This window comes from Shewanella litoralis, assembly GCF_009828585.1.
Lineage (GTDB): Bacteria > Pseudomonadota > Gammaproteobacteria > Enterobacterales > Shewanellaceae > Shewanella > Shewanella litoralis.
Genome location: NZ_WSRZ01000014.1, coordinates 72122 through 93015, shown reverse-complemented (window position 1 = coordinate 93015; position 20894 = coordinate 72122). Strand labels below are relative to the sequence as shown.

At 43.1% G+C, this 20894-nt stretch carries 18 protein-coding genes and 1 pseudogene; 10 read left to right on the top strand and 9 right to left on the bottom strand.

Annotated elements, in window-relative coordinates; genetic code table 11:
- Positions 1-129 precede the first annotated feature (129 nt).
- Together GQA99_RS12530 and GQA99_RS12525 are read left to right on the top strand one after the other, a co-directional pair.
- Positions 130-732, top strand: coding sequence for a hypothetical protein (locus tag GQA99_RS12530; protein WP_160054222.1), 603 nt, complete (start codon positions 130-132; stop codon positions 730-732).
- The gene (locus tag GQA99_RS12525) at positions 719-1825 is read left to right on the top strand and encodes a helix-turn-helix domain-containing protein (protein ID WP_160054221.1); all 1107 of its coding nucleotides are present in this window, start codon (positions 719-721) and stop codon (positions 1823-1825) included. The genes GQA99_RS12530 and GQA99_RS12525 overlap by 14 nt, the downstream gene beginning before the upstream one ends.
- Before the next feature lie 97 nt (positions 1826-1922).
- Here the strand turns inward: GQA99_RS12525 and GQA99_RS12520 are convergent, their stop codons facing one another.
- The 4 genes and pseudogenes from GQA99_RS12520 to GQA99_RS12505 form a co-directional block, all read right to left on the bottom strand.
- Entirely contained in the window at positions 1923-2447 is a 525-nt protein-coding gene (locus GQA99_RS12520) for a hypothetical protein (protein ID WP_160054220.1), read from the bottom strand.
- The gene (locus GQA99_RS12515; RefSeq protein WP_160054219.1) at positions 2447-2794 is read right to left on the bottom strand and encodes a hypothetical protein; all 348 of its coding nucleotides are present in this window, start codon (positions 2792-2794) and stop codon (positions 2447-2449) included. Before GQA99_RS12515 ends, GQA99_RS12520 begins: the two co-directional genes overlap by 1 nt.
- A gap of 13 nt (positions 2795-2807) precedes the next feature.
- On the bottom strand, positions 2808-3002 hold the full coding sequence (locus GQA99_RS12510) for a hypothetical protein (RefSeq protein WP_160054218.1): 195 nt from the start codon (positions 3000-3002) through the stop codon (positions 2808-2810).
- Between the two features lie 151 nt (positions 3003-3153).
- Positions 3154-3468: pseudogene (locus GQA99_RS12505) on the bottom strand (UMP phosphatase); the annotation flags it as partial.
- A 564-nt stretch (positions 3469-4032) separates the two neighbouring features.
- Between GQA99_RS12505 and GQA99_RS12500 the strand changes: the two are divergent.
- The gene (locus tag GQA99_RS12500; RefSeq protein ID WP_160054217.1) at positions 4033-5613 is read left to right on the top strand and encodes a methyl-accepting chemotaxis protein; all 1581 of its coding nucleotides are present in this window, start codon (positions 4033-4035) and stop codon (positions 5611-5613) included.
- Between the two features lie 136 nt (positions 5614-5749).
- Here the strand turns inward: GQA99_RS12500 and GQA99_RS12495 are convergent, their stop codons facing one another.
- Complete coding sequence (locus GQA99_RS12495) at positions 5750-7126, bottom strand: L-serine ammonia-lyase (protein ID WP_160054216.1); 1377 nt, start codon at positions 7124-7126, stop codon at positions 5750-5752.
- A 220-nt stretch (positions 7127-7346) separates the two neighbouring features.
- On the opposite strand from GQA99_RS12495, the gene nagZ reads away from it, so the two are divergent.
- Positions 7347-8354 carry a beta-N-acetylhexosaminidase gene (gene nagZ / locus GQA99_RS12490; RefSeq protein ID WP_160054215.1) on the top strand — a complete coding sequence of 336 codons (1008 nt, stop codon included), beginning with the start codon at positions 7347-7349 and terminating at the stop codon, positions 8352-8354.
- Positions 8355-8461: 107 nt separating this feature from the next.
- Here nagZ and GQA99_RS12485 read toward each other — a convergent pair whose 3' ends face one another.
- From GQA99_RS12485 to GQA99_RS12475, 3 genes are all read right to left on the bottom strand, one after another.
- Positions 8462-9457, bottom strand: coding sequence for a peptidoglycan binding protein CsiV (locus GQA99_RS12485; protein WP_160054214.1), 996 nt, complete (start codon positions 9455-9457; stop codon positions 8462-8464).
- The gene (gene mfd / locus GQA99_RS12480) at positions 9457-12981 is read right to left on the bottom strand and encodes a transcription-repair coupling factor (protein ID WP_160054213.1); all 3525 of its coding nucleotides are present in this window, start codon (positions 12979-12981) and stop codon (positions 9457-9459) included. The genes GQA99_RS12485 and mfd overlap by 1 nt, the downstream gene beginning before the upstream one ends.
- A gap of 65 nt (positions 12982-13046) precedes the next feature.
- Positions 13047-13646, bottom strand: a complete 600-nt coding sequence (locus GQA99_RS12475; protein ID WP_160054212.1) for a hypothetical protein — start codon at positions 13644-13646, stop codon at positions 13047-13049.
- A 157-nt stretch (positions 13647-13803) separates the two neighbouring features.
- On the opposite strand from GQA99_RS12475, the gene GQA99_RS12470 reads away from it, so the two are divergent.
- The 5 genes from GQA99_RS12470 (at position 13804) to GQA99_RS12450 (ending at position 17771) form a co-directional block, all read left to right on the top strand.
- On the top strand, positions 13804-15048 hold the full coding sequence (locus GQA99_RS12470) for a lipoprotein-releasing ABC transporter permease subunit (RefSeq protein WP_160054211.1): 1245 nt from the start codon (positions 13804-13806) through the stop codon (positions 15046-15048).
- Positions 15048-15761, top strand: coding sequence for a lipoprotein-releasing ABC transporter ATP-binding protein LolD (gene lolD, locus GQA99_RS12465; protein ID WP_160054210.1), 714 nt, complete (start codon positions 15048-15050; stop codon positions 15759-15761). The genes GQA99_RS12470 and lolD overlap by 1 nt, the downstream gene beginning before the upstream one ends.
- The gene (gene lolE, locus GQA99_RS12460) at positions 15758-16999 is read left to right on the top strand and encodes a lipoprotein-releasing ABC transporter permease subunit LolE (protein ID WP_160054209.1); all 1242 of its coding nucleotides are present in this window, start codon (positions 15758-15760) and stop codon (positions 16997-16999) included. Before lolD ends, lolE begins: the two co-directional genes overlap by 4 nt.
- 17 nt (positions 17000-17016) lie before the next feature.
- Complete coding sequence (locus tag GQA99_RS12455; RefSeq protein WP_160054208.1) at positions 17017-17259, top strand: DUF3624 domain-containing protein; 243 nt, start codon at positions 17017-17019, stop codon at positions 17257-17259.
- 80 nt (positions 17260-17339) lie between these two features.
- Complete coding sequence (locus tag GQA99_RS12450; protein WP_160054207.1) at positions 17340-17771, top strand: MarR family winged helix-turn-helix transcriptional regulator; 432 nt, start codon at positions 17340-17342, stop codon at positions 17769-17771.
- Positions 17772-17860: 89 nt separating this feature from the next.
- Here the strand turns inward: GQA99_RS12450 and GQA99_RS12445 are convergent, their stop codons facing one another.
- Positions 17861-18370: a DUF2062 domain-containing protein gene (locus GQA99_RS12445; protein WP_160054206.1), complete on the bottom strand. Its 510-nt coding sequence runs from the start codon at positions 18368-18370 to the stop codon at positions 17861-17863.
- A 31-nt stretch (positions 18371-18401) separates the two neighbouring features.
- On the opposite strand from GQA99_RS12445, the gene GQA99_RS12440 reads away from it, so the two are divergent.
- Positions 18402-20870, top strand: a complete 2469-nt coding sequence (locus GQA99_RS12440) for a DNA internalization-related competence protein ComEC/Rec2 (protein WP_338091741.1) — start codon at positions 18402-18404, stop codon at positions 20868-20870.
- The last annotated feature ends 24 nt before the right edge of the window (positions 20871-20894 follow it).

The following is a 20894-nucleotide window of genomic DNA, read 5'->3' as shown; positions in this document are numbered from 1 at the left end:
TAAAAACTGTTGGTTTACAAATCTAATAATGCGCATACTTACAGTTGACAAAAGTTAATTTAAGCATAGAATGGCGTTAGTTGACATTTCACAACTAATGCACAGTTTAACTTAACTCAAGGATTTAAAATGGTAGCTAATCACCCTGTAGATTTTTCCACGGATTTGACTGAAGAGCGTCTCAACATTGTTTGCAATCTCTGCTTAGATGCAATTGCAGATAGCTTGATTGATTCCAGTTCAATTTATGATACTCCATGGACAAAAGGGTGTCTTGCCTATGGAAGGTTACAGGGGTTAGTGATTCATATGGCGAAGAGTAGGGACTATGAATGGATTGTTCTTGCAAATAAGACTATGGATTTTACCGCTCGCATAGGCTCAACTCTCGTTCAGTTTGTAGTAGATGACCCATATAACCCTAAAAAAACTCACAGACTACACACTAATTCCGTTGAAAATATGCAACTCAGTCTAGATTTCGAAAGTAAAGCTAGAGTTGATGTAGCTACATGGAGAGTATTTATTACTTTTGATAAACATGACCAACAAGTTCAACCATCAGCTGTTCTTGTTGGATTCGATTTTAATCAAAATCCTATTTGTTTTTGGAATTATGAAGATACGATACCTATGCCAGTAGCCGCAGAATTAACGAATGTAGTAGAAATTCCTGAACCACAACTAGCCCGTAAACAAAATCGCGATGATGAAGTAAATGAAACAAGGTAACTTTTTCTCTGATAGTATTTTGTCAGATTATAATGGTGATAAATTAAGAATTGCTCGCGTAGCATCAGGTTATTCATTAGTCGATGTCGGAGCAGAACTTGGGGTTACACGCCAATATGCACATAAGCTCGAAAACGAAGCTGTTCCTTCGGATGAACAGCTAGCTCAACTGGCACGTCTATTAAATGTGAAAGAAAGCTTTTTCTTTAGTCAAAGACGAAGACCTATAGAGGTTGAGCAATGTCATTTTCGGAGTTTGAGATCATCAACTCAAACATTGAAAAAAATGACAATGGCGCAAGTTGAAATCTTTGATGATAATTTTCTCCGTTTTTTAAATGAAGAAGTAGAGTTTCCAGCCGTAAGACTGTTAGATGTATGTGATAGTGATATTCAATCTGCCATTTCAATAGAAGTTATAGCCGAAAAGTTTCGTAGAGAACTTGGTCTAGGATTAGGTCCTATTTCAAATGTAATTAAACTTGCGGAATCTATTGGTTGTATTGTTGTTAATTTACAAGAAGCTGACGAACGTATTGATGCCTTTTCTGTTTACAATGGACGTCCGATTATAGTTAGAAATACTGCGAAAAGCAGTCCATGTAGATTACGATTCGATATCTCTCACGAGATAGGGCATTTAATCATGCATAGAGGTGTAGAGACCGGCTGTCGTGTCACTGAAAGCCAAGCTAATAGTTTTGCGAGTGCTTTTTTAATGCCAAGATCAAGCTTTAGCGCTGAATTTCCAAAAATGCGTGGCCAATATTTTAATTGGGAAGCTTTAGAGGATCTTAAAGTTCGCTGGGGCGTTAGCTTAAAAGCAATCTTATATAGAGCAAGCAAACTAGGTTTGATTACTCCTGAAAAAGCTAAAACAGGTTTTACAACTCTTGCTCGTAGTGGCCAAGCAAAAGTGGAAAATGGAGACGAGCGATTAACTGCCGAGGAACCTATGATTATTCAAAGGGCTATCGATATGTTAGATGTATACACTTGGACAAAGCTACTTCAAAAAAGTGGACTAAAAGACGAAGTATTGATTAACCGATACCGACTAAGAATACCGAAGCCTCATTTAGTATCAATTTGATTTATTCGTAAAAATATTATTTTCAACCCTTACTATAACAACATCACATAGATTTATTTAGTAAGGGTTTTCAAGCTACCTTAGAGCAAAAATAATTTTATTTTTCATGGCGATGCCACTCTTTATAGACCTTCCAAATCGCCTCAAAATTTGAGGTAGATTCAGGATGCATCAAACGTGCATAACTTGTTCTTTTTGGGTCACAAATGTTCTTGATTTCATTTATATATGTTCTTCTGAATCTTTCTTTGTTTGTTTTATCATCAAGATATTTTCCAAATGCATCTTCATAAGCATTTAGGAAATTTTCAGTAGATGAGCGCCAATTGCCTTCAAGAAACTCCAAATGAGGTAATTCTTCTTCACTTAAATTAGCTTTATCTCGTCCTTTTAAAAACTCTGGAATTTTTAAACCACAATCTTCCATACGTATACGAGCGTTTGCGATCTGCTCTCTTAAGGACGTTTCCGTTTGACCTATAGCAATGATATTGGCCCTGTCAGCATTACTGATAGATTCTTTACTTGCGCTAGCAGCTTTTGAGGAAAAATAAATGGTTACAAGCATGCTTAGGAATGCAACACCTGCACTACCTGTGGTTATATAGCCAATAGCATCCATTATTTCTTACCACCTAGCATATTCTCAATTACATCAGCTAAGTCTGACAAATCATCATTACTTGCTGATTCATTGAGTTGAAAGTTTTTCTGCACTGTTCTCGGTAAGCCAAGCTCTCGATTTATTTCGTCGATGATTATGCGCTTGTCGTCTTCAGTGATGGCTTTGTTAGTAAGCTGGTAAGTTATGCCATCAATATCACGCTTAACGGCTTTTATTTCTTGTTGTGTTTTTGAATTTATAAAATCTTTTGGATCAATTTTACTTTTGTTTATAAAACCATCAGATTTTATTGCGTCTTTAATTCGCTTAGCATAATCATGTGCTAGACCTTGCAATGTTGCCATTTTAAACTCCTTTTTAAAGTTGATTGTGATTTTCAACGATCACATTTCCTGTTTCATTCTCTTTATAAACAGTCTGGTTAAACTCGACTTGAACAAGCTTATCTCCTCTCATTTTTAAACGATAAAAATCTAAGCCACCGAAGAAAATCTCAGTGTCATCATCGTAGAGCCTTATCATCTCTTTAAGATCACCGATTGTTAATGTCATACTGCACTCTCCTTAGTAAATATCTGGTTAGAAGCATTCTATCGCGTTCGTAAGATATGGCAAGAAGTAGGGAGGTAACTAGCTGTTTTAAAATGAGGTTTGTGATGTAGTGCGAGAGGTATTACTATAAGTGCAGATTGTATTACACCACTGTTATGGTAAAGCCTGCGTTATACAACTCGTGGGTGAGGGCGCCTTCACCAATCACAAAGGCTTTGGTGCCGGTTTGGTGTTTAAGAAAATCAGCCGTTGCCATTGCCGAAGTATAAAAGCAGGTTTCGGGCACATTAATGCCTGCAGCACCCAGACGGTTTTGTAAGTCTTTACCGGTTTGTACAGGATAATTAGTGAGGATAACCAGCGGATTGCCTTGCTCTAAGATGCGGTGAATAAATTTATCACTACCTGGAATTAACTTGTTGTCGTGCAGTAACACACCATCAATATCACATATAATATTTTTCATTCTGTCATTTCTTCCTTCAAATACAACCTGCCTACATCTAATGCTAATTCAGGCCAGAAAACAACGATTAAATACAAAAAATGCAGGTATTGAATTAACAGCATATGTCGTTAAATGAAGGTTATTTGAAGAGATAAATAAGAGTGATGGTTATGTTAATTATTACTTTCATTGTGCTAACACATATACCTCCTGTCTTGCAGTCACACCTTTAGCTAGATCGTTAGATTACCTTTTTTCATTCGGACCTCCTTCCTAAAGCGGTCATCTAACACTCTGCGGGTCTTTCAAGCGACAAAATAACGCAAAAAACACCAAGGCCATTTCTATGTGCCTCAGGCTAAAGTATGATGATGTTATAAATTTGTGAGGGATTATAAGTTTTTAAGGGTTTTGGGACTGTCTTTAGCATGCATTTTTTATGTTTATAAGATGTAGTGCATATAATTGATTTGCACTTAATGACAGTCAATATACCGAGCGTTATCCTATAAACTGGATTGACTTAATTCCGATACAGGTGTCTCAACGATGTTTGATTTATCAATAAAAAGAATGCTGCAGATGACGATTGTTTTAGCGTTATTTGCACTGATTATTCTTTCTTGGATTGGCAGTTCTTTGCAATCACGAATTCATCAAGGTGTATTAAATGAAGAGGCACAAGTTGGTGCTATTTTCGCGCTTAAAGACACGCGTTATTTTGTGGTGCAAATTCAGCAATTTCTAACCGATGTTGGCGCCACTAAAAGCGATGAAGCTAAAGCTGAAGCATTAGAAAGTCTCAATGGCGCGCTAGAAAAGCTTGATTTATTGATTACTTTCGCGCCAGAAGTGAGTCAAATAGCGCAAGAGATTAAACGCAAAGTGAATGATTTGCATGCCTCTGGCGTTAACATGGCTGATGCCTATTTAACTCAAGGTACTGAGGCGGGCAATCACCTGATGAAAGGGGGGGGTGGATTTGATGAAGTGTCATCTAACCTGGCTGATGATTTAGATTTATTGGCAGATGATATTGACGGCAAATTTGAAGCCGCAGTACAAGAGACCTTGTTAGCTACGCAATCTGCTGCGAGAGTACAGTTGTGGGGTAATGTTTCCCTTGGTGTGTTTCTTGCCATTATTTTATTGATACTTTACCGCGCGATTGTTAATCCTTTGAGAATATTAGATGATTCGATGCGCAATATCGCCTCGGGTGCAAAAGATTTAACCGTTAAACTGGATGACAGCGGCAACACTGAAATCGCTAAAGTTGCCCGTAGCTTTAACCTGTTTGTACGCCAAATACGCGAGTTAATTACTGACTTTAATGACAACAGCCAGCAATTGGGCACCGCAAGTGTGCAGTTAACTTCTTCAAGCAATGAAACCTTAGCCGGTATGCAGCGTCTACAAAGTGAGACGGAACAAGTCGCTACAGCGATGAATCAAATGCAAGCTACCGTGATTGAAGTGGCCAACAATGCCGAATTAGCCGCGCAAGCAGCCAAGGACTCTGATGCCCAGGCCGTGCAGGGTGACAAAGTGGTGCAACTTACCATTACCTCTATTGAGCAGTTAGCCAATGGTGTTGAGCATGCAGCAACCGCGTTGAATCAACTTGAGAAAGATACCGATAATATTGGCAGTATTTTAGAGGTTATTCGCAGTATTTCTGACCAAACCAACTTACTGGCTCTTAACGCAGCGATTGAAGCCGCACGCGCAGGCGAGCATGGTCGAGGTTTTGCGGTAGTGGCGGATGAAGTACGAACATTATCAAAGCGCACACAAGATTCGACTAATCAAATTCAGCAAATGATTGGCCAGTTACAAAACGGTGTGAAAGATGCGGTGACCGTGATGGATTCAAGTCGTCAGCAAGCATTTAAGAGCACAGAGCAAGCCGCACAAGCGGGTGAAGCTCTCAGTAAAATTACTCAATCGGTTGCGACTATATCCAATATGGCCACTCAAATTGCTACAGCCGCTGAAGAGCAAACCGCAGTGACGGATGAGATTAATCGTAATATTGTTAATATCAGTGACGAAGCAGGATTAACGGCGAACAACGCGCAGCAGTCTTACAGTGCCAGCGTGCAAGTCGATGAGTTATCACAGCAACTACGTGGACAAATTGGTCAGTTTAAAACGCATTAGTGAATGACTTAACCCACAATACGAACACTGTTTGTGCTTATTGATTTGATTAATGAAATGCTACAAAAATGCCTGTTATCGCTAACAGGCATTTTTTATTGTGTTGATGTGGTCAATGGTCAACTGCTAGTCAAACTTAACATTCAACGATGTTAACCGCTAAACCACCTTTGGCGGTTTCTTTGTATTTGCTGCGCATATCTTTACCAGTGTCCATCATGGTTTTGATGACTTTGTCTAGCGACACCTTGTGGTTACCGTCACCGCGCAGTGCCATGCGAGAAGCATTAATGGCTTTTACCGCGCCCATCGCATTACGTTCAATACACGGAACTTGCACGAGTCCGCCTACCGGATCACAGGTTAACCCCAGGTTATGTTCCATACCGATTTCTGCGGCGTTTTCGACGTGCTCAACCGTGCCGCCCATAATCTCAGTTAAGGCACCTGCTGCCATCGAACAGGCTACGCCTACTTCGCCCTGACAACCGACTTCAGCGCCAGAGATAGAGGCATTTTTCTTGTATAAAATGCCAATTGCAGCCGCGGTCAGTAAATAGCGGCTACAGACATCAATATCGACTTCTTGTACAAACATGTCGTAGTAACACAATACCGCAGGGATAATCCCCGCAGCACCGTTGGTTGGCGCGGTAACAACACGGTCGCCCGCGGCATTTTGCTCGTTAACCGACAAGGCAAATAAATCAACCCAATCCATTGCAGTTAGCGGGTCGGTATTATTACGACCTTCGGCTTTTAAACGGCGATACAGAGCAGGCGCTCGGCGACGAAGCTTTAAGCCGCCCGGTAAAATACCTTCTTTTTGATAACCGCGCTCTACGCAGTTTTTCATGGTTTGCCAAATTTTCCACAAACCTTGTTTAATGTTTTCTTCGCTGGCGATACTCAGTTCGTTTGACATCATTAATGATGAAATGCTTAAACCGTTATCACAACACAATTGTAATAACTGCAAGGCACTATTGAAGTCGTATGGTGCTTGCTCAATGGGGGTAGCAGGTGATGCATTACGTTGGGTGATTTCATCTTCATCAAGAATAAAGCCGCCGCCAACAGAGTAATAGGTACGTTGGTAAATGCATTCGCCTTTAGAGTATGCATATAACGTCATGGCATTGGCGTGAGCGGGTAAGGTTTTACGTCTGTGGTAAGTGATACCATCATCACGGGTAAATTTCACTAAACGGCCATCGGCGAGGGTGAGTTTTTGAGTGGTTGAGACCGCTTCTAAAATTGCATCAATGCCATCGGTATCGACGGTTTCTGGATCTTCACCCATTAAACCTAAAATGACCGCTTTACCGGTACCATGGCCTTTGCCTGTTTGGCCTAAAGAACCAAATAATTCTGCTTGTAATTCATCGGTTTGATCCAATAAATTGTTGTCTGCAACATGTTGAATAAAAATTTTACCAGCCTTCATCGGGCCCACTGTGTGTGAGCTTGAAGGACCAATACCAATTTTGAACATGTCAAATACGCTAATCATCTTGTGTAACCCTTGCTGAGTCGTTTATTGTTTTCGTTATTAGTGAGTATAATCGCCTTATATCAACTTGGCGGTTTATCTCTTTTGTTAGCAGAGTATCCCACAGTTTGATGGATGACAGTTCATTAGATTTTTTTATGCATAATTTTCACATTAGCTTGTCTTATCATGCACAATAACCACAAAATTTCGATGCTATCGATAGGATTAGGGGAACAGTTTGAGCTATTTAATGATGGATTTAGCCGGTTTAACAGTATCAAATCTGGAAACTGAGCAATTACAACACCCAAAAGTGGGCGGAATAATCTTATTTACACGTAATTTTGAAAGTAAAAATCAATTAATAGAATTGGTTAAGCAAGTTCGCCGTATTCGGCCAGAATTGTTAATTGCTGTAGATCATGAAGGTGGCCGGGTTCAGCGTTTTCGCGAGGGTTTTAGTTTAATTCCTGCAATGGGAGATATTTTACCTGCTGCGAACATGGATTTAACATTAGCAAAACAATGGGCGAAAGAATGTGGTTTTTTAATGGCGATTGAGCTGTTAGCGTGTGATATTGATTTAAGTTTTGCCCCAGTCTTAGATGTAAACGGTATAAGTGAAGTGATTGGTAAACGCAGTTTTAGCCCTGATCCTGCACACGTTAGTGCGCTAGCTGAGCAGTTTATTCTCGGCATGAACGAAGCGGGTATGGCGGCTGTGGGTAAGCATTTTCCTGGGCACGGCAGTGTTGCCGCTGATTCGCACATTGCAATGCCAGTGGACCCTCGTACTAAAGACGTGATTGACGCATTTGATATGTTGCCATTTAAGCAACTTATTGGCCAAAAACAGCTACAGGGGGTAATGCCTGCACATGTTGTGTATTCTGCCATTGACCCAAACCCTGCTGGGTTTTCAGCATACTGGTTACAAACCGTGTTACGCCAACAATTAGCCTTTGATGGGGTGATATTTTCTGATGATTTGGGCATGAAAGGCGCCAGCTTTGCGGGTGACTATCAAGGACGTGCTAAAGCGGCTTTAGAGGCAGGTTGCGACATGATTTTAGTGTGTAACGATCCTGTCGGGGTACAAACATTATTGAGCGAATTTGTTTGGCCTGCAGATGAACCTCTGCACACGGCATTGGCCCTTAAAGGTCAGCCAGAACAGGTAAAACAAGCACTAGGGCAACTGACTCGCATCGAGGCGGCTAAGCAATTGGTGAGCAACATTACTTAAGTTTGTATACCGTTTTTATCCCGAAATCAGGATGAAAGGTTAAGCACTCAACGTAAAAAAAACCGGATCAACAGATCCGGTTTTTTATTGGCTTAATCTCGAACGGGTTAACCTGAGTAAGGTTCTGGCTCAGCCTGTGGTTTATAGCCGGTTAAATCAATTGGCTTAACGTTAGTGGGTTGCGCCATTTTACGAATTTGCATCACAATGCCCATTTGTGGGTGGTCAAAATAATGTAACTCGCCACTTTTTACTCGACGGTTTTGAATCAACGGAATACTTTGCAGATAAGGGGCCAATTGCTTTTTGCCATCAATATCTAATGCAGCGTATTCGTTAAAGGCTGCTGGAGTCGATTCAATCATTTTTTGGGTTGGTTTGCGCAACGCCAAATTATTTTCGATGTACAGGTAATGGCTTAGGTAAATGTTAATTGAGCCATCTAGTTCCCACACAGGGCTAATTTTAGGCGCTTCGTAAAAACCACCCAATGCACTGTAATCACCCACTGGCATGCTGTTACTGGTGTCTGCCGGTTTATTCACGCTTAGGCCGTGGTAATCAAAGGTTTTAGAGAAATCTTTACCACCAAAAATACGCACCGGTTTTGCTGCTCGACGAGACTGCATATTTTGCTGCCAGGTTAAATGGACTAACCCTTTAACGTAAGGCTCGCGGCTGATGGTGCGAATAATATCAGCAAATTGACCCTGGCTTTGAGCCAGTAATAGCGGACCTTGCCCTAAGTAAGCCGATTGTGGGCTGCTGGCCCCAATATTAAACGGGACCTGACTTGGGTGAGTGGCAATATTATTACTCACTTTAGGGTCGTTACAGTTACTGGTGTCACTGGCCCAGTCGGTTGAGGTACAACCGTTGAGTCCCACTGCCACGCCAGTGATGTCGGTGCTGATCACCGGAGTGATAATATCGACAGTGTTATTGGCTAATTTGGGTGGCGATGCATCGAGCCATTTTTCAACCGATGGGTGTTGGCGTTCAAATACAAATACTTCAACTTCAAACCATGATTCTGCATGGGCTGAAAAGCTGTGGGATAGCGCTGTGATAGCGGCGATAGAAATCGCAAATTTACGAAGCACTATTTGTCTCCAGTTTGATGTTTAGCGAACTGTTCAAGCAAGGTATTGACTAATTCAAGACGCTCTTTGCTTGTTTCAGCAGGAATGGTGAACTTTAACTTATTTGGCCCGTCCATTCGATAGATTTGTGGCTGGTTTTGCAACAAACCAATAATAAACATTGGATCAACACAGTTTTCTTGACCAAATTCAACGCTGCCGCCTTTGGCATGCATTTCAATTTTTACAATGCCCAGCGCAGTAGCTTGATGTTTAAACAGGGTGATGGCCATCAAGTTACGGGTGGGATCTGGCAACATACCAAAGCGATCAATAAATTCGACTTTAAGCTCGTCGAGCATATTATCGTTTTCGCAATTGGCGATCCGTTTGTACAGTGACAAGCGCATATTGACGTCGCTGACATAATCTTCAGGCAGCAAAGCAGGGATGCGTAAGTCGATTTCTGCTTTAGCGCTCATCATATAGGCAAGTGAGGGCTCTTTACCTTCTTTTAAGGCTTTAACGGCAGATTCGAGCATTTCCATGTATAAGCTAAAACCAATTTTAGAAATATGACCGCTTTGCTCATCGCCTAATAATTCACCTGCGCCGCGAATTTCTAAATCTTGAGTGGCAAGCATAAAGCCTGCACCAAGGTCTTCTAATGCGCCAATGGCTTCAAGGCGTTTACGGGCGTCGGGTGTCATGCGTTTTGGGTGCGGTGTCATCATGTAAGCATAAGCTTGATGATGCGAGCGCCCCACACGACCACGCAACTGGTGCAACTGGGCTAAACCAAACATATCGGCACGGTCAATAATAATGGTGTTGGCACTGGGTACGTCGATACCGGTTTCGATAATGGTGGTACACACCAACACGTTAAAACGCTGGTGATAAAAGTCTGACATCACTTTTTCAAGATCGCGTTCACGCATTTGCCCGTGGGCGGTAACAACTCGCGCTTCTGGCAATAAATCGCGTATGTTTTGAGCTGTTTTTTCAATGGTTTCAACGTTGTTGTGTAAGTAATACACCTGGCCACCACGAAGGATTTCACGCAAGATGGCTTCGCGGGCTGTGGCTTTATCGTATTCGCGCACAAAGGTTTTTACCGCTAAACGTTTGGCGGGTGGCGTGGCGATAATCGACAAATCACGCATGCCCGACATGGCCATGTTTAAGGTTCGTGGGATTGGGGTGGCGGTTAACGTTAAAATGTCGACGTTAGCTCGTAGCGCTTTAATCTTTTCTTTTTGACGTACACCAAAACGATGTTCTTCATCGATAATCAACAAGCCTAAATTATTAAAGTCGGCTTCTGCGGACAATAATTTATGGGTGCCAATCACAATGTCGACTTTACCGGCAGATAATTGCTCAACCACGCTGTTTTGCTCTTTGCTGGTTCTAAAGCGTGACATCACTTCGATGACAATTGGCCAATCGGCAAAACGGTCTTTAAAGTTTTCGTAGTGTTGTTGCGCAAGTAGGGTGGTTGGCACTAACACCACAACTTGTTTACCGGCATTAACGGCCACAAATGCGGCGCGCATGGCCACTTCGGTTTTACCAAAGCCCACATCACCACATACTAAACGGTCCATAGCCAGCGGTGCTTGTAAATCTTCTAATACGGCTTGAATGGCGGTTTCTTGATCGACGGTTTCCTCAAACGGAAAGCCCAGGCTAAATTGCGCATATTCTTGCTCATCAATGGCCATGGCTTCACCTGGGCGAGCCTGCCGACGGGCATAGACATCTAATAACTCAGCTGCAACGTCTCGGATACGTTCAATGGCTTTGCGTTTGGCTTTGGCCCAGGTTTCGTTACCGAGCTTGTTTAGGTGCGCATCACCATCGCCACTGGCGTTAAAACGGCTAATTAAGTGCAATGACGACACTGGCACATAAAGTTTATCGCCGCCAGAATATTCAAGCTTTAAATATTCAGCAACCAGCCCACCGGTATCGAGGGTTTCTAAGCCCTGATACAAGGCTACACCGTGCTCTAAATGCACAATAGGTTGGCCGACTTTTAGCTCCGCTAGGTTTTTAACGAGTACATCAGAGCTAACTTGTTTTTGCTTTTCTCGGCGACGTTGTTGAGAAATCCGTTGGCCAAATAATTCGGTTTCGCAAATAATGCTCACCACACCTTTAGGTGTATCGGTAAGCACACAGCCACGGCTGAGCGGCGACACCATTAAGCCTATTTTGTCTTTGGCTTCGAGGTAGTCATTAATGTGGTTGAACTGTTTAGGTTTGATGCCAATTTTACCGAGCAGTTCAAGTAGGGCTTCACGGCGACCTTCAGACTCGGCACTAAACAATAATTGTGTCTGCTGGGCACTGTACTCTTGCAAGGCAATTAACGGCTGCTTGAGTTTATGGTTGGCATTAATGTCGGGCAGTGTTTCAACATTGGCGACGATTGCATGAGTCGGTAATTCAATTTGCGCTAATGGCTGCCCAGCGTTATCGGTGTCGTTGACATGATGCTGCTGAATCATTTGCGTGCGAGTTAATGGCTTAAAGGCGGCAAATAACTCGTCATGCAATAGGTACAGCTCTTGCGGTGCCAGAAGGGGTCTTAATGGATCGATACGTCTGTCTTCGTATCGTACTGCCACTTCGTGTAAATGGTTTTTACTGGCTTTGTCGATGTCGCCCAGGGTAATTAATTGGCTGTCGTTGGGCAAATAGTCAAATAGTGTTGCGGTTTCATCAAAAAACAGCGGTAAGTAGTTTTCAATGCCCGCTGGCATCAAATTACGGCTGACCAGTTGATAAACAGACTCTGCTTCTTTAGATATCACTTCAAAGCGGCGGCGATAGCGCTGTCTAAAGCCTTCAATGGCATTACTGTCTGTTGGGAATTCTTTTGCGGGCAACATGCGAATGGCATCGCGCGCCATGCCTGAACGCTGGGTATCGACATCAAAAAAGCGAATCGATTCAACTTCATCATCAAACAGTTCAATACGCAGTGGTTGGCGCGAACCGGTCGGGAAAATATCAATAATTGAGCCGCGAATCGCAAACTCGCCATGCTCGTACACTTGTTCAACTAAGTGATAGCCTGTGTCGGTTAGGTGCTGTCTGGCTTGCTGAAGGCTGTAATTATCGCCCTTGTTCAACACCATGACATTGGCGGTCATAAATGATTTAGGCGGCAGGCGAACCATTAAGGTATTGACTGGAACAATGACCACGTTGTGCTGGCTTTGACTGATATTGGCGAGGGTTTCGAGTCGCTGGGAGATCAAGTCTTGATGCGGTGAAAAGTTGTCGTAAGGTAAGGTTTCACGGTCTGGAAATAAGCACACGTTGATATTGCTGTTGTGCAATAAATAACTAAGCTCGACTTCAAGCGACAACGCACTGGGCGTGTCGTGAGTCACAATAATGCTGGTACCAGGTTGTTGCTGAATTAACTTGGCTAAGGTGATGGCTTGAGATACCCCACCTAATGTTGCCAAAGTTTGAAGTTGTTGGCCTTTTTTTACACTCGGCGGCGTGAGTACACTAAATTGTTTCATTAAAATCTTTTTCAGTTCCGTTTGCAGTCAAATTGTATTGAAACGCCATTATGTTTACGCGGTTGTTAGCGTCGTTGCTTATCAATATTCTGTTTACGCTTTTTAAGCATTTTTTGTTGCACGGCTAAGCTGGCTTTGACCAGTTGTTCGATATCATCTTCAAGAATTTGGCTAAACTCAAGTTCACAATGCCATTGCGGTACCTGGTTTGGCTCATCTTGGTTAATCGGTGTGCACTGTTTGACCTGACAAATGCACAATAAGGCGACCAGTTCTGTGTGCAGATAAAGATGGGTTTTATGATAATCGCCCACGTTAAGTGCAAACGAACTGGTAATACTAATACCGCTGCCACCAAATTGGTTGCCGCTAACTTGTTGGCCTTCTTGCACTTCTTTTTCAAGTACGTGTTGCAACACTAAATCGACTTTGCGAGATTGCAACTTTAAGAAATCGACAACTGCTTTGGCATCGTTATCTAAATGACGTAATTGCAATAGGCAACTGGCCTCGAGATTTTTAACTTCCGTTAATAACCTTAAGCCAACCGATTGCATGTCTTTAAGTTCATCTTCACTGGGTAAGCCCTGGCTTGCATCCCACGGCGACAAGTACGCGTTAAAGTTATGAGGCACACTAAAATAAGAATTGCTGTCAGGTATCAAGGTTTACCTCTTTATTTATCGCACTAATAGCCCTATTATCGTGCCCAACTTAATGATTTAGCAAGTCATACACAATGGCTTGTTGGTTTCATCTGCAAAATTAGCTTGATTGTCAGACTAATACGCTGTGATTAGCGCATAGGATTAGTATTTTTTTATGAATTTCGGATTTTCGTTTTTTATCGGCTACCGTTACTGGCGTGCCCGAAAAGCCAATGCATTTGCCTCCTTTATTACCTTTTTTGCTGTGTCAGGTATTTTTTTGGGCGTCGCAGCATTAATTGTGGTCAGCTCGGTAATGAATGGCCTCGAAGGCCAGCTAAAAAACCGTATTTTGGGCGCAGTGCCGCAATTAACCTTAATTAGCGAGCAAGGCTTTACAGATTGGCAACTGCTGAGCCAGCGTGTGTTGGCTGAGGGTGGATTAAGCTCGAGTGTCCGTGGCATGGTGCCAAGCACCACTACGCAGGCGATGATCCAGTCAAGCAAAAATATCAGTGCAGTGCAGGTGTATGGCGTATATCCACAGCTTGAGCAAACGTTATCGAGTATTGCCTCGCATACCTATTCAAATGCTTTTGAGCAACTTAGCGCGGGTGATTACCATATTGTCCTTGGCAGTGAGTTAGCGCGAAAGCTTGATGTGAATACCGGCGATAGAATTCGCTTGCTCAGTGGCGATGGCGTGGTGTATTCCCCTATGGGCCCGGTGCCGAGCCAGCGTAAATTTACCGTGGCGGGCGTATTTGAAATGGGCTCACAGGTTGATGGCAGCGTTGCGTATGTGCATTATCAAGATGCACGCAAGTTGATGCGACAAAACAGCCTGGAAATAAATGAGTTACGGGTGTATTTGTCGGACCCTTTTACTGCACCGCAAACTGCTTCAAAAATGGTCAATGCCTTTACCAAGCAAGGGGTTGAGATTAAAACCAGTGATTGGCGTCAAGACTATGGTCATTTATTTTCTGCTGTAAAAATGGAAAAAAATATGATGTCGTTGATGCTGAGTTTAATTGTGGCTGTTGCTGCATTTAACATGGTGTCGGCACTTGTGATGATGGTGGTCGATAAAACCACTGACGTTGCCGTGCTTAAAACTCAGGGCGTGACTACATCATCTGTGATGGCGATCTTTATTGTGCAAGGGCTGCTAAATGCTGTACTGGGGTTAGTCTTAGGCACGATTGTCGGCATAGGTTTAACCCTTAATTTGAACAGTATATTGTCGGTGCTTGGTATTGCCATTTTAGGCGCGGGGCAAACCTTGCCAGTTGCCTTGTCTGTCACCCAATTGAGTTTTATCATTGTTGGCTCGCTTTTAATTACCTTACTTGCCACTCTTTACCCTGCGCTGTCGGCTGCAAGGGTTCAACCTGCTACTGCTTTGAGATACGAATAATGAGTCAAACACACACCACGTTATTACAAGTTAGCCACGTCAGTAAGCAATATCATGACGGCGAAGTCACAACTCATGTGTTGTCTGGCGTTGATTTAACCGTTTACAAAGGCGAGCAATTAGCCATTGTAGGGAGTTCTGGCTCAGGTAAAAGTACCTTGTTACACATTATGGGCACCTTAGACACCCCGACAGCTGGCTCTGTGCTGCTTGACGGTGAAGATCTATACAGCATGTCTGCCATGAGACAAGCTCAGGTGCGTAATCAGGATTTAGGCTTTATATACCAGTTTCATCATTTATTGCCTGAGTTTACCGCCATAGAAAACGTGGCAATGCCGGCATTTATTCAAGGTAGAGATAAAAAGCAAACCTTAGCCGATGCACAAAAATTACTTGAACGTGTGGGGCTTGGGCACCGCCTAAACCATATTCCGGCGCAATTATCAGGTGGCGAGCGTCAACGAGTAGCAATTGCTCGGGCGTTAATTAACAAACCTAAATTGGTACTGGCCGATGAACCTACCGGTAACCTCGATGCCAGCAGTGCCGATAATGTCTATGCGATGATCCGTGAATTGGCTCAGCAGTTTGATACCGCATTTGTTGTGGTAACGCACGACCATAAACTCGCCGCTAAAATGGACCGTCAATTAACCATGAAAGATGGTGTGTTACAAATCGTAGCTAACACAACAGGGCAAGCCGAATGAGTAAGTGGTTACCGTTAACAATAGGTTGGCGCTTTTTTCGTGCAAAACAATCCAATAGCTTTATTGGGTTTATTTCGTTTGCCTCAACAGCGGGGATTGCATTGGGTGTGGGCGTGTTGATTTTATTGCTGTCGACCATGAACGGCTTTGAAAAAGAGTTACAACAACGCTTGTTGGGTGTGGCATCTCATGGTGAACTCGTGGGTGTTAACGAGCCGATAGCCGATTGGCAAGTGATTGCAAAAAGTGCACAACATTCACCACAAATTACCGGTGTGGCACCATTTATTCGCTTGCAAGGATTAGTGCAAAAACCGGGAGGCTTTCAAGGCCTTGTGGTCAGCGGGATTGATATTAATTACGAAGCTGATGTATCGACTATTAAACAATATATGTCTGCTACCGCGTGGCAATCTTTGCAAGGCAATCAAAACAACATCGTTTTAGGCCGCAGTTTACTCGATAAGCTGCAGCTTAAAATAGGTGATACTGTGGCAATGTTCACCCCTGATGCCAATAATAGCCAATTGACGTCGGCCAAAAGCCACCGCTTTGTGGTATCGGGTGTTTACAATGTGGGCGGCGAAATCGAATCAACTCAAGCGTATGTGCCCATTGAATATTTAGCCGATGTTTTAGGGTTAGGTACTGGGGTAAGCGGCGTGCGTATACAGGTTGCTAACGTGCTTAATGCCGCTTCAGTCACACGTGATTTAGGCTTTGCTCAAGAGCAATATTTATACATAAATGATTGGACCCGCTCGCAAGGGCACGTGTATCAAGACATTCAATTAGTACGCCTGGTAATGTATTTAGTCCTGGCACTGGTGATTGCGGTGGCGTGTTTTAATATTGTCTCGACACTGGTGATGGCCGTGCGCGACAAGGCCTCAGAAATTGCCATTTTAATGACCATGGGCATTAGCCGCGGCGCGATAATGACCATTTTTATACTCCAAGGGGCGTTAAATGGTGTCATGGGTTGTACTATTGGTGGCATTTTAGGGGTTGTTTTTGCGTATAATTTAAGTGCGATTGCGCAGGGGCTTGAACAGCTTTTTGGCTTTCAGCTCTTAGCGTCGGATATTTATTTTATCGACTTTTTACCGTCAGAGTTACATACCCAGGATGTGGTTGTGGTGTTGGTTATGGGGCTGGTGATGAGCTTGCTTGCCACCATTTATCCAGCCTGGAAAGCAACTAAGATTGCCCCAGCAACAGCGTTAGCGGGCCGTTAAGGTGTGCAGGTAGTCTAATGGCTTGTCAGCAATGCAGTGACTCGGTATTTAAACAAAAAATTGGCCGCTGTAAGCGCTGTATGGTGCAATTAACGGTATTGAGTTTACTGATCTGGCCGAGCTGGTGGTATTACTTTGCTGCGACGCCCAAAGTGGTTGAGTCGATCGCAGTGCTGTTTTTTGCATTCAGTTTTACTGGCCTGCTTGGTTTGCATGTAGTGGTTTGGTGTTATCGTCGTATAACGTTATTACGTCTGTGATCCGTGTTGAAGGCGTTCTCTCACTTTGATATATAGCCGTTTTCTATCACTGTAGGATAAGGTTGCACTAAGGAAGTCTTGTGTCTGAGAATATAAAAGAGCCACTGTTTCATTTACTCCACAGCATGAAGCGTTCGCTACGCCAGGCGATGGCTAGCGATGATTTAGGCATTACACCACTGCACATGCGGGTGCTTAAAATTATATCGTTTAACAATAAGCAGGTGACTGCCAACGATATTGTCCAAAAGACGCTAATTGATAAAGCGCAGTTGGCAAGGTTGATAAAAGAATTAATCAACCTGGATTATGTGTTTAAGTTAGACAATCCAACAGATAAGCGCAGCTATTTTTTAGGCGTAAGCTCAAGTGGATCCGAAGTGGTTCAACGGTTAACGGTTGCTGAAGAACATGTTAACGAAATAATGAAGCGTGGCCTGAGCGAACAAGAAATTGCTGATTTTGTAAGGTTAGCGAAACAAATGGCGCATAATTTAAATCATCAAGACTGACGGCTTTGCAACCACGCATCAGCAATTGAGAAAACAAAAGGCCACAATATTCATTGTGGCCTTTTTTGATCTCGTGATTTTGTGTCACATTATTCACCTTTACGCTTTTGCCATTTAAACAAAATCGAATAGCGCCACATGCTTTTTATTACCACAAAACCGATCAGCGCAGAAATAATCGCTAATGCTAAGCAACCCACCAGGAAGGGCGGGCCGATGGTTGACACTGAGGCTTCAATCCACGCCCAAGTGGCTTCAAATTGAAATGCTTGTGCTTTATGGCCAAGGATTTTAGTCCCTAACAAATACGCGCCATAAAACATAATGGGCATAGTTAATGGATTGGTTATCCACACAAGTGCAACCGCGACAGGTAAATTGACGTTAAATAAAATGGCAAAACCTGCTGCCACGACCATTTGAAATGGCATGGGGATCCAAGCCACAAACAAGCCTACAGCAAACGCACCAGGTGCTGATTTTCGATTAAGAGCCCATAAATTTGGCTTGTGTAATAATTTGCCAAACATCCGTAAATACTTGTGCTCACGGAGTGTTTCTGGTTTTGGCATAAACCTTTGTATTAATTTTTTTGGCATATTTGTCGATTAATGTCTTAACTCATTCACTATGAATCGATTTATCTATGGCTTTTGTGCCTGTTCTTTATCAGCGATGTTATGGCCATCGCTGGCACCCATCTGGTGTTTGCCTATCTTGTGCTTGTTGGTGTTGTTCTGCCTTAAAAAAGCCCCTTTTTTTGCGGGGATCTTTTTTGCCGTTCTGTGGCTCAGTGCGTTTTTTAAATGTCTTTATTTGCACCAAAATGCTGAAAAACCCCAACAAATTCAATTTACGGCGCAGATAGTAACACTTGTGAGTCAAAACAGCGACTGGATAAGTTTCGATGTGCGGGTTATACCACAACGACAAAACCTATCGTTCTTTGAGACCATAGTATCCTCTAATGTGCAGCGATATTACCGATTAACTTGGCAAAAGCCAGCGAAAATTGAACTAGGACAAATTTGGCAGTTTAGTGCCAGAATGAAAGGCATCAGCAGCATTCAAAATCAGGGGGGCTTTAATCAACAAAAGCATCTTATTAGTCGGCATATTACAGCGAAAGGGCGGGTTAAACAGGCTGAGTTACTCAGTCATGCTTCTAGTATCAGGCAAGAAATTATTGATATCACTTTACCGGTTTTAGCAAAACTGACAGAAGGCGAAATTTTACGTGCTCTGATTTTTGGTGATAAAAGCCAATTAAGCGAACAACGTTGGCAACAGCTACGGCAAACAGGTGCTGGGCATTTGGTGGCAATTTCTGGATTACATTTATCGGTCGTATTCGGCCTGTTTTATGGACTGTTAATCTTGCTGTCACGCCTGTTTGTTGCCTCTCAACATCGGGGCTATGGCGTAGGCATAATCCTTATTGCGGCGGGGATTACCCTTGGCTACGGTTATTTGTCTGGCTTTGCTGTGGCAACTCAGCGTGCGCTGTTGATGATGTTGCTATTGGTCATTTTTACTGTGGTCAAACAATACAGCAATAGCTGGGACCGTTTACTGTATGCATTATGTATCGTGTTATTGCTTGATCCATTTGCCATGTTAAGTGCGGGCTTTTGGTTATCATTTTTGGCATTAAGCATAATATTATTGGCCGTTAAACCAGAGCGTATCGAAGCCGAGCCTAACTTGGCTCACTTGCAAGATAAGCCGCAAGCCATTTTTGTTCGTGTAAGCACAACACTTAAACGTTTTTATCATAAAGCTGTACTTGGCATTAAAGTCTTGTGGGCTATTCAATGGCGTTTAGCAATAGGCCTAGGGTTATTGCAGGCCGTGTTGTTTGGCACTATGTCACCACACAGTATATGGCTCAATTTATTGTTTGTACCTTGGTTTAGTGTGGTGGTTATCCCCGTGGCGATGTTAAGTTTTTGCCTGTGGTTAGCCATGTTTGTTGTTTTGCGTGTATTGACCCTTGAGCCTGCGATGATAAATGGGGGCGGAGAGGTGCTTTTTTACCTTGCCAATCTCAGTTTGGCTCCATTTGTGTGGTTGTTATCAATAAGCGATCATTTGCCATTGAGTCTGGTTAAGATCACCGAGCAGTGGATTATCGCTATTGTGTTTTTATGCATCGCACTTGGATTACTGTATTACCGCCGCTATAGCAGCCGTTATACAACGTGGACATGGTATGGCGTTGCGATGTTACTATGTCTGCCCATCGTGTTACAAACTTACGCGGTGAGTCGGCATGAATTGCATGTTGGTCATCAACCTAACGCTGCGCCGCATTGGCAAATGCATGTGCTTGATGTGGCTCAGGGCATGGCGGTCGTTCTGCAACAAGGTCAACATGGAGTAATTTATGATACTGGCGCGGCATACGGTGACTTTAGCTATGCCGCACGCGCTATCGTGCCGTTTATTGCGGCCAAAGGGGTCACTCGTATCGATTATATTGTGGTGAGCCATGCTGATAACGACCATGTTGGTGGTTTATCGCTGTTATCTCAAACTTATCCAAACAGCAAGATTATTGCAGATTTTAACGTAAAGCCTTACGCCAAGCGTCCAGCCAATCAGACATGTCGTGGTAAGCTTTGGTGGCAGGGTATTGAGTTACAATTTATCGACAATACTCTGCAAAGCGATAATGACAATGATCAATCTTGTGTCATGCGTTTAGATGATGGCAAGAGTGCTGTGCTGTTGACCGGAGATATTGAGGCGCCACGTGAGCGAGCACTGCTAAAAGCAGATGTAACATTGGCAGTAGAGGTATTATTAGTGCCTCACCATGGAAGTCGCACCTCGTCAACTCCCGCTTTTATTGCTGCGGTACAACCTCAAGTTGCCATTGTCACCGCAGGTTTTGCTAATCAGTATGGCTTTCCTAAAAACGATGTCATGGCACGATATCAAGACCGCGGGATATCCACCTTGCATACCGGGCATCAAGGGCAAATAAGCCTAAGCTTCACAGAAAAAGGCTACAAAATAGCCACTTACCGCCAACAATTAGCGCCATTTTGGTACAATCAATTGTTTAAATTTGGTGAGTCACTTAAAGCAGAGTAGAATACGCCTCATGTTTGCTAGTTA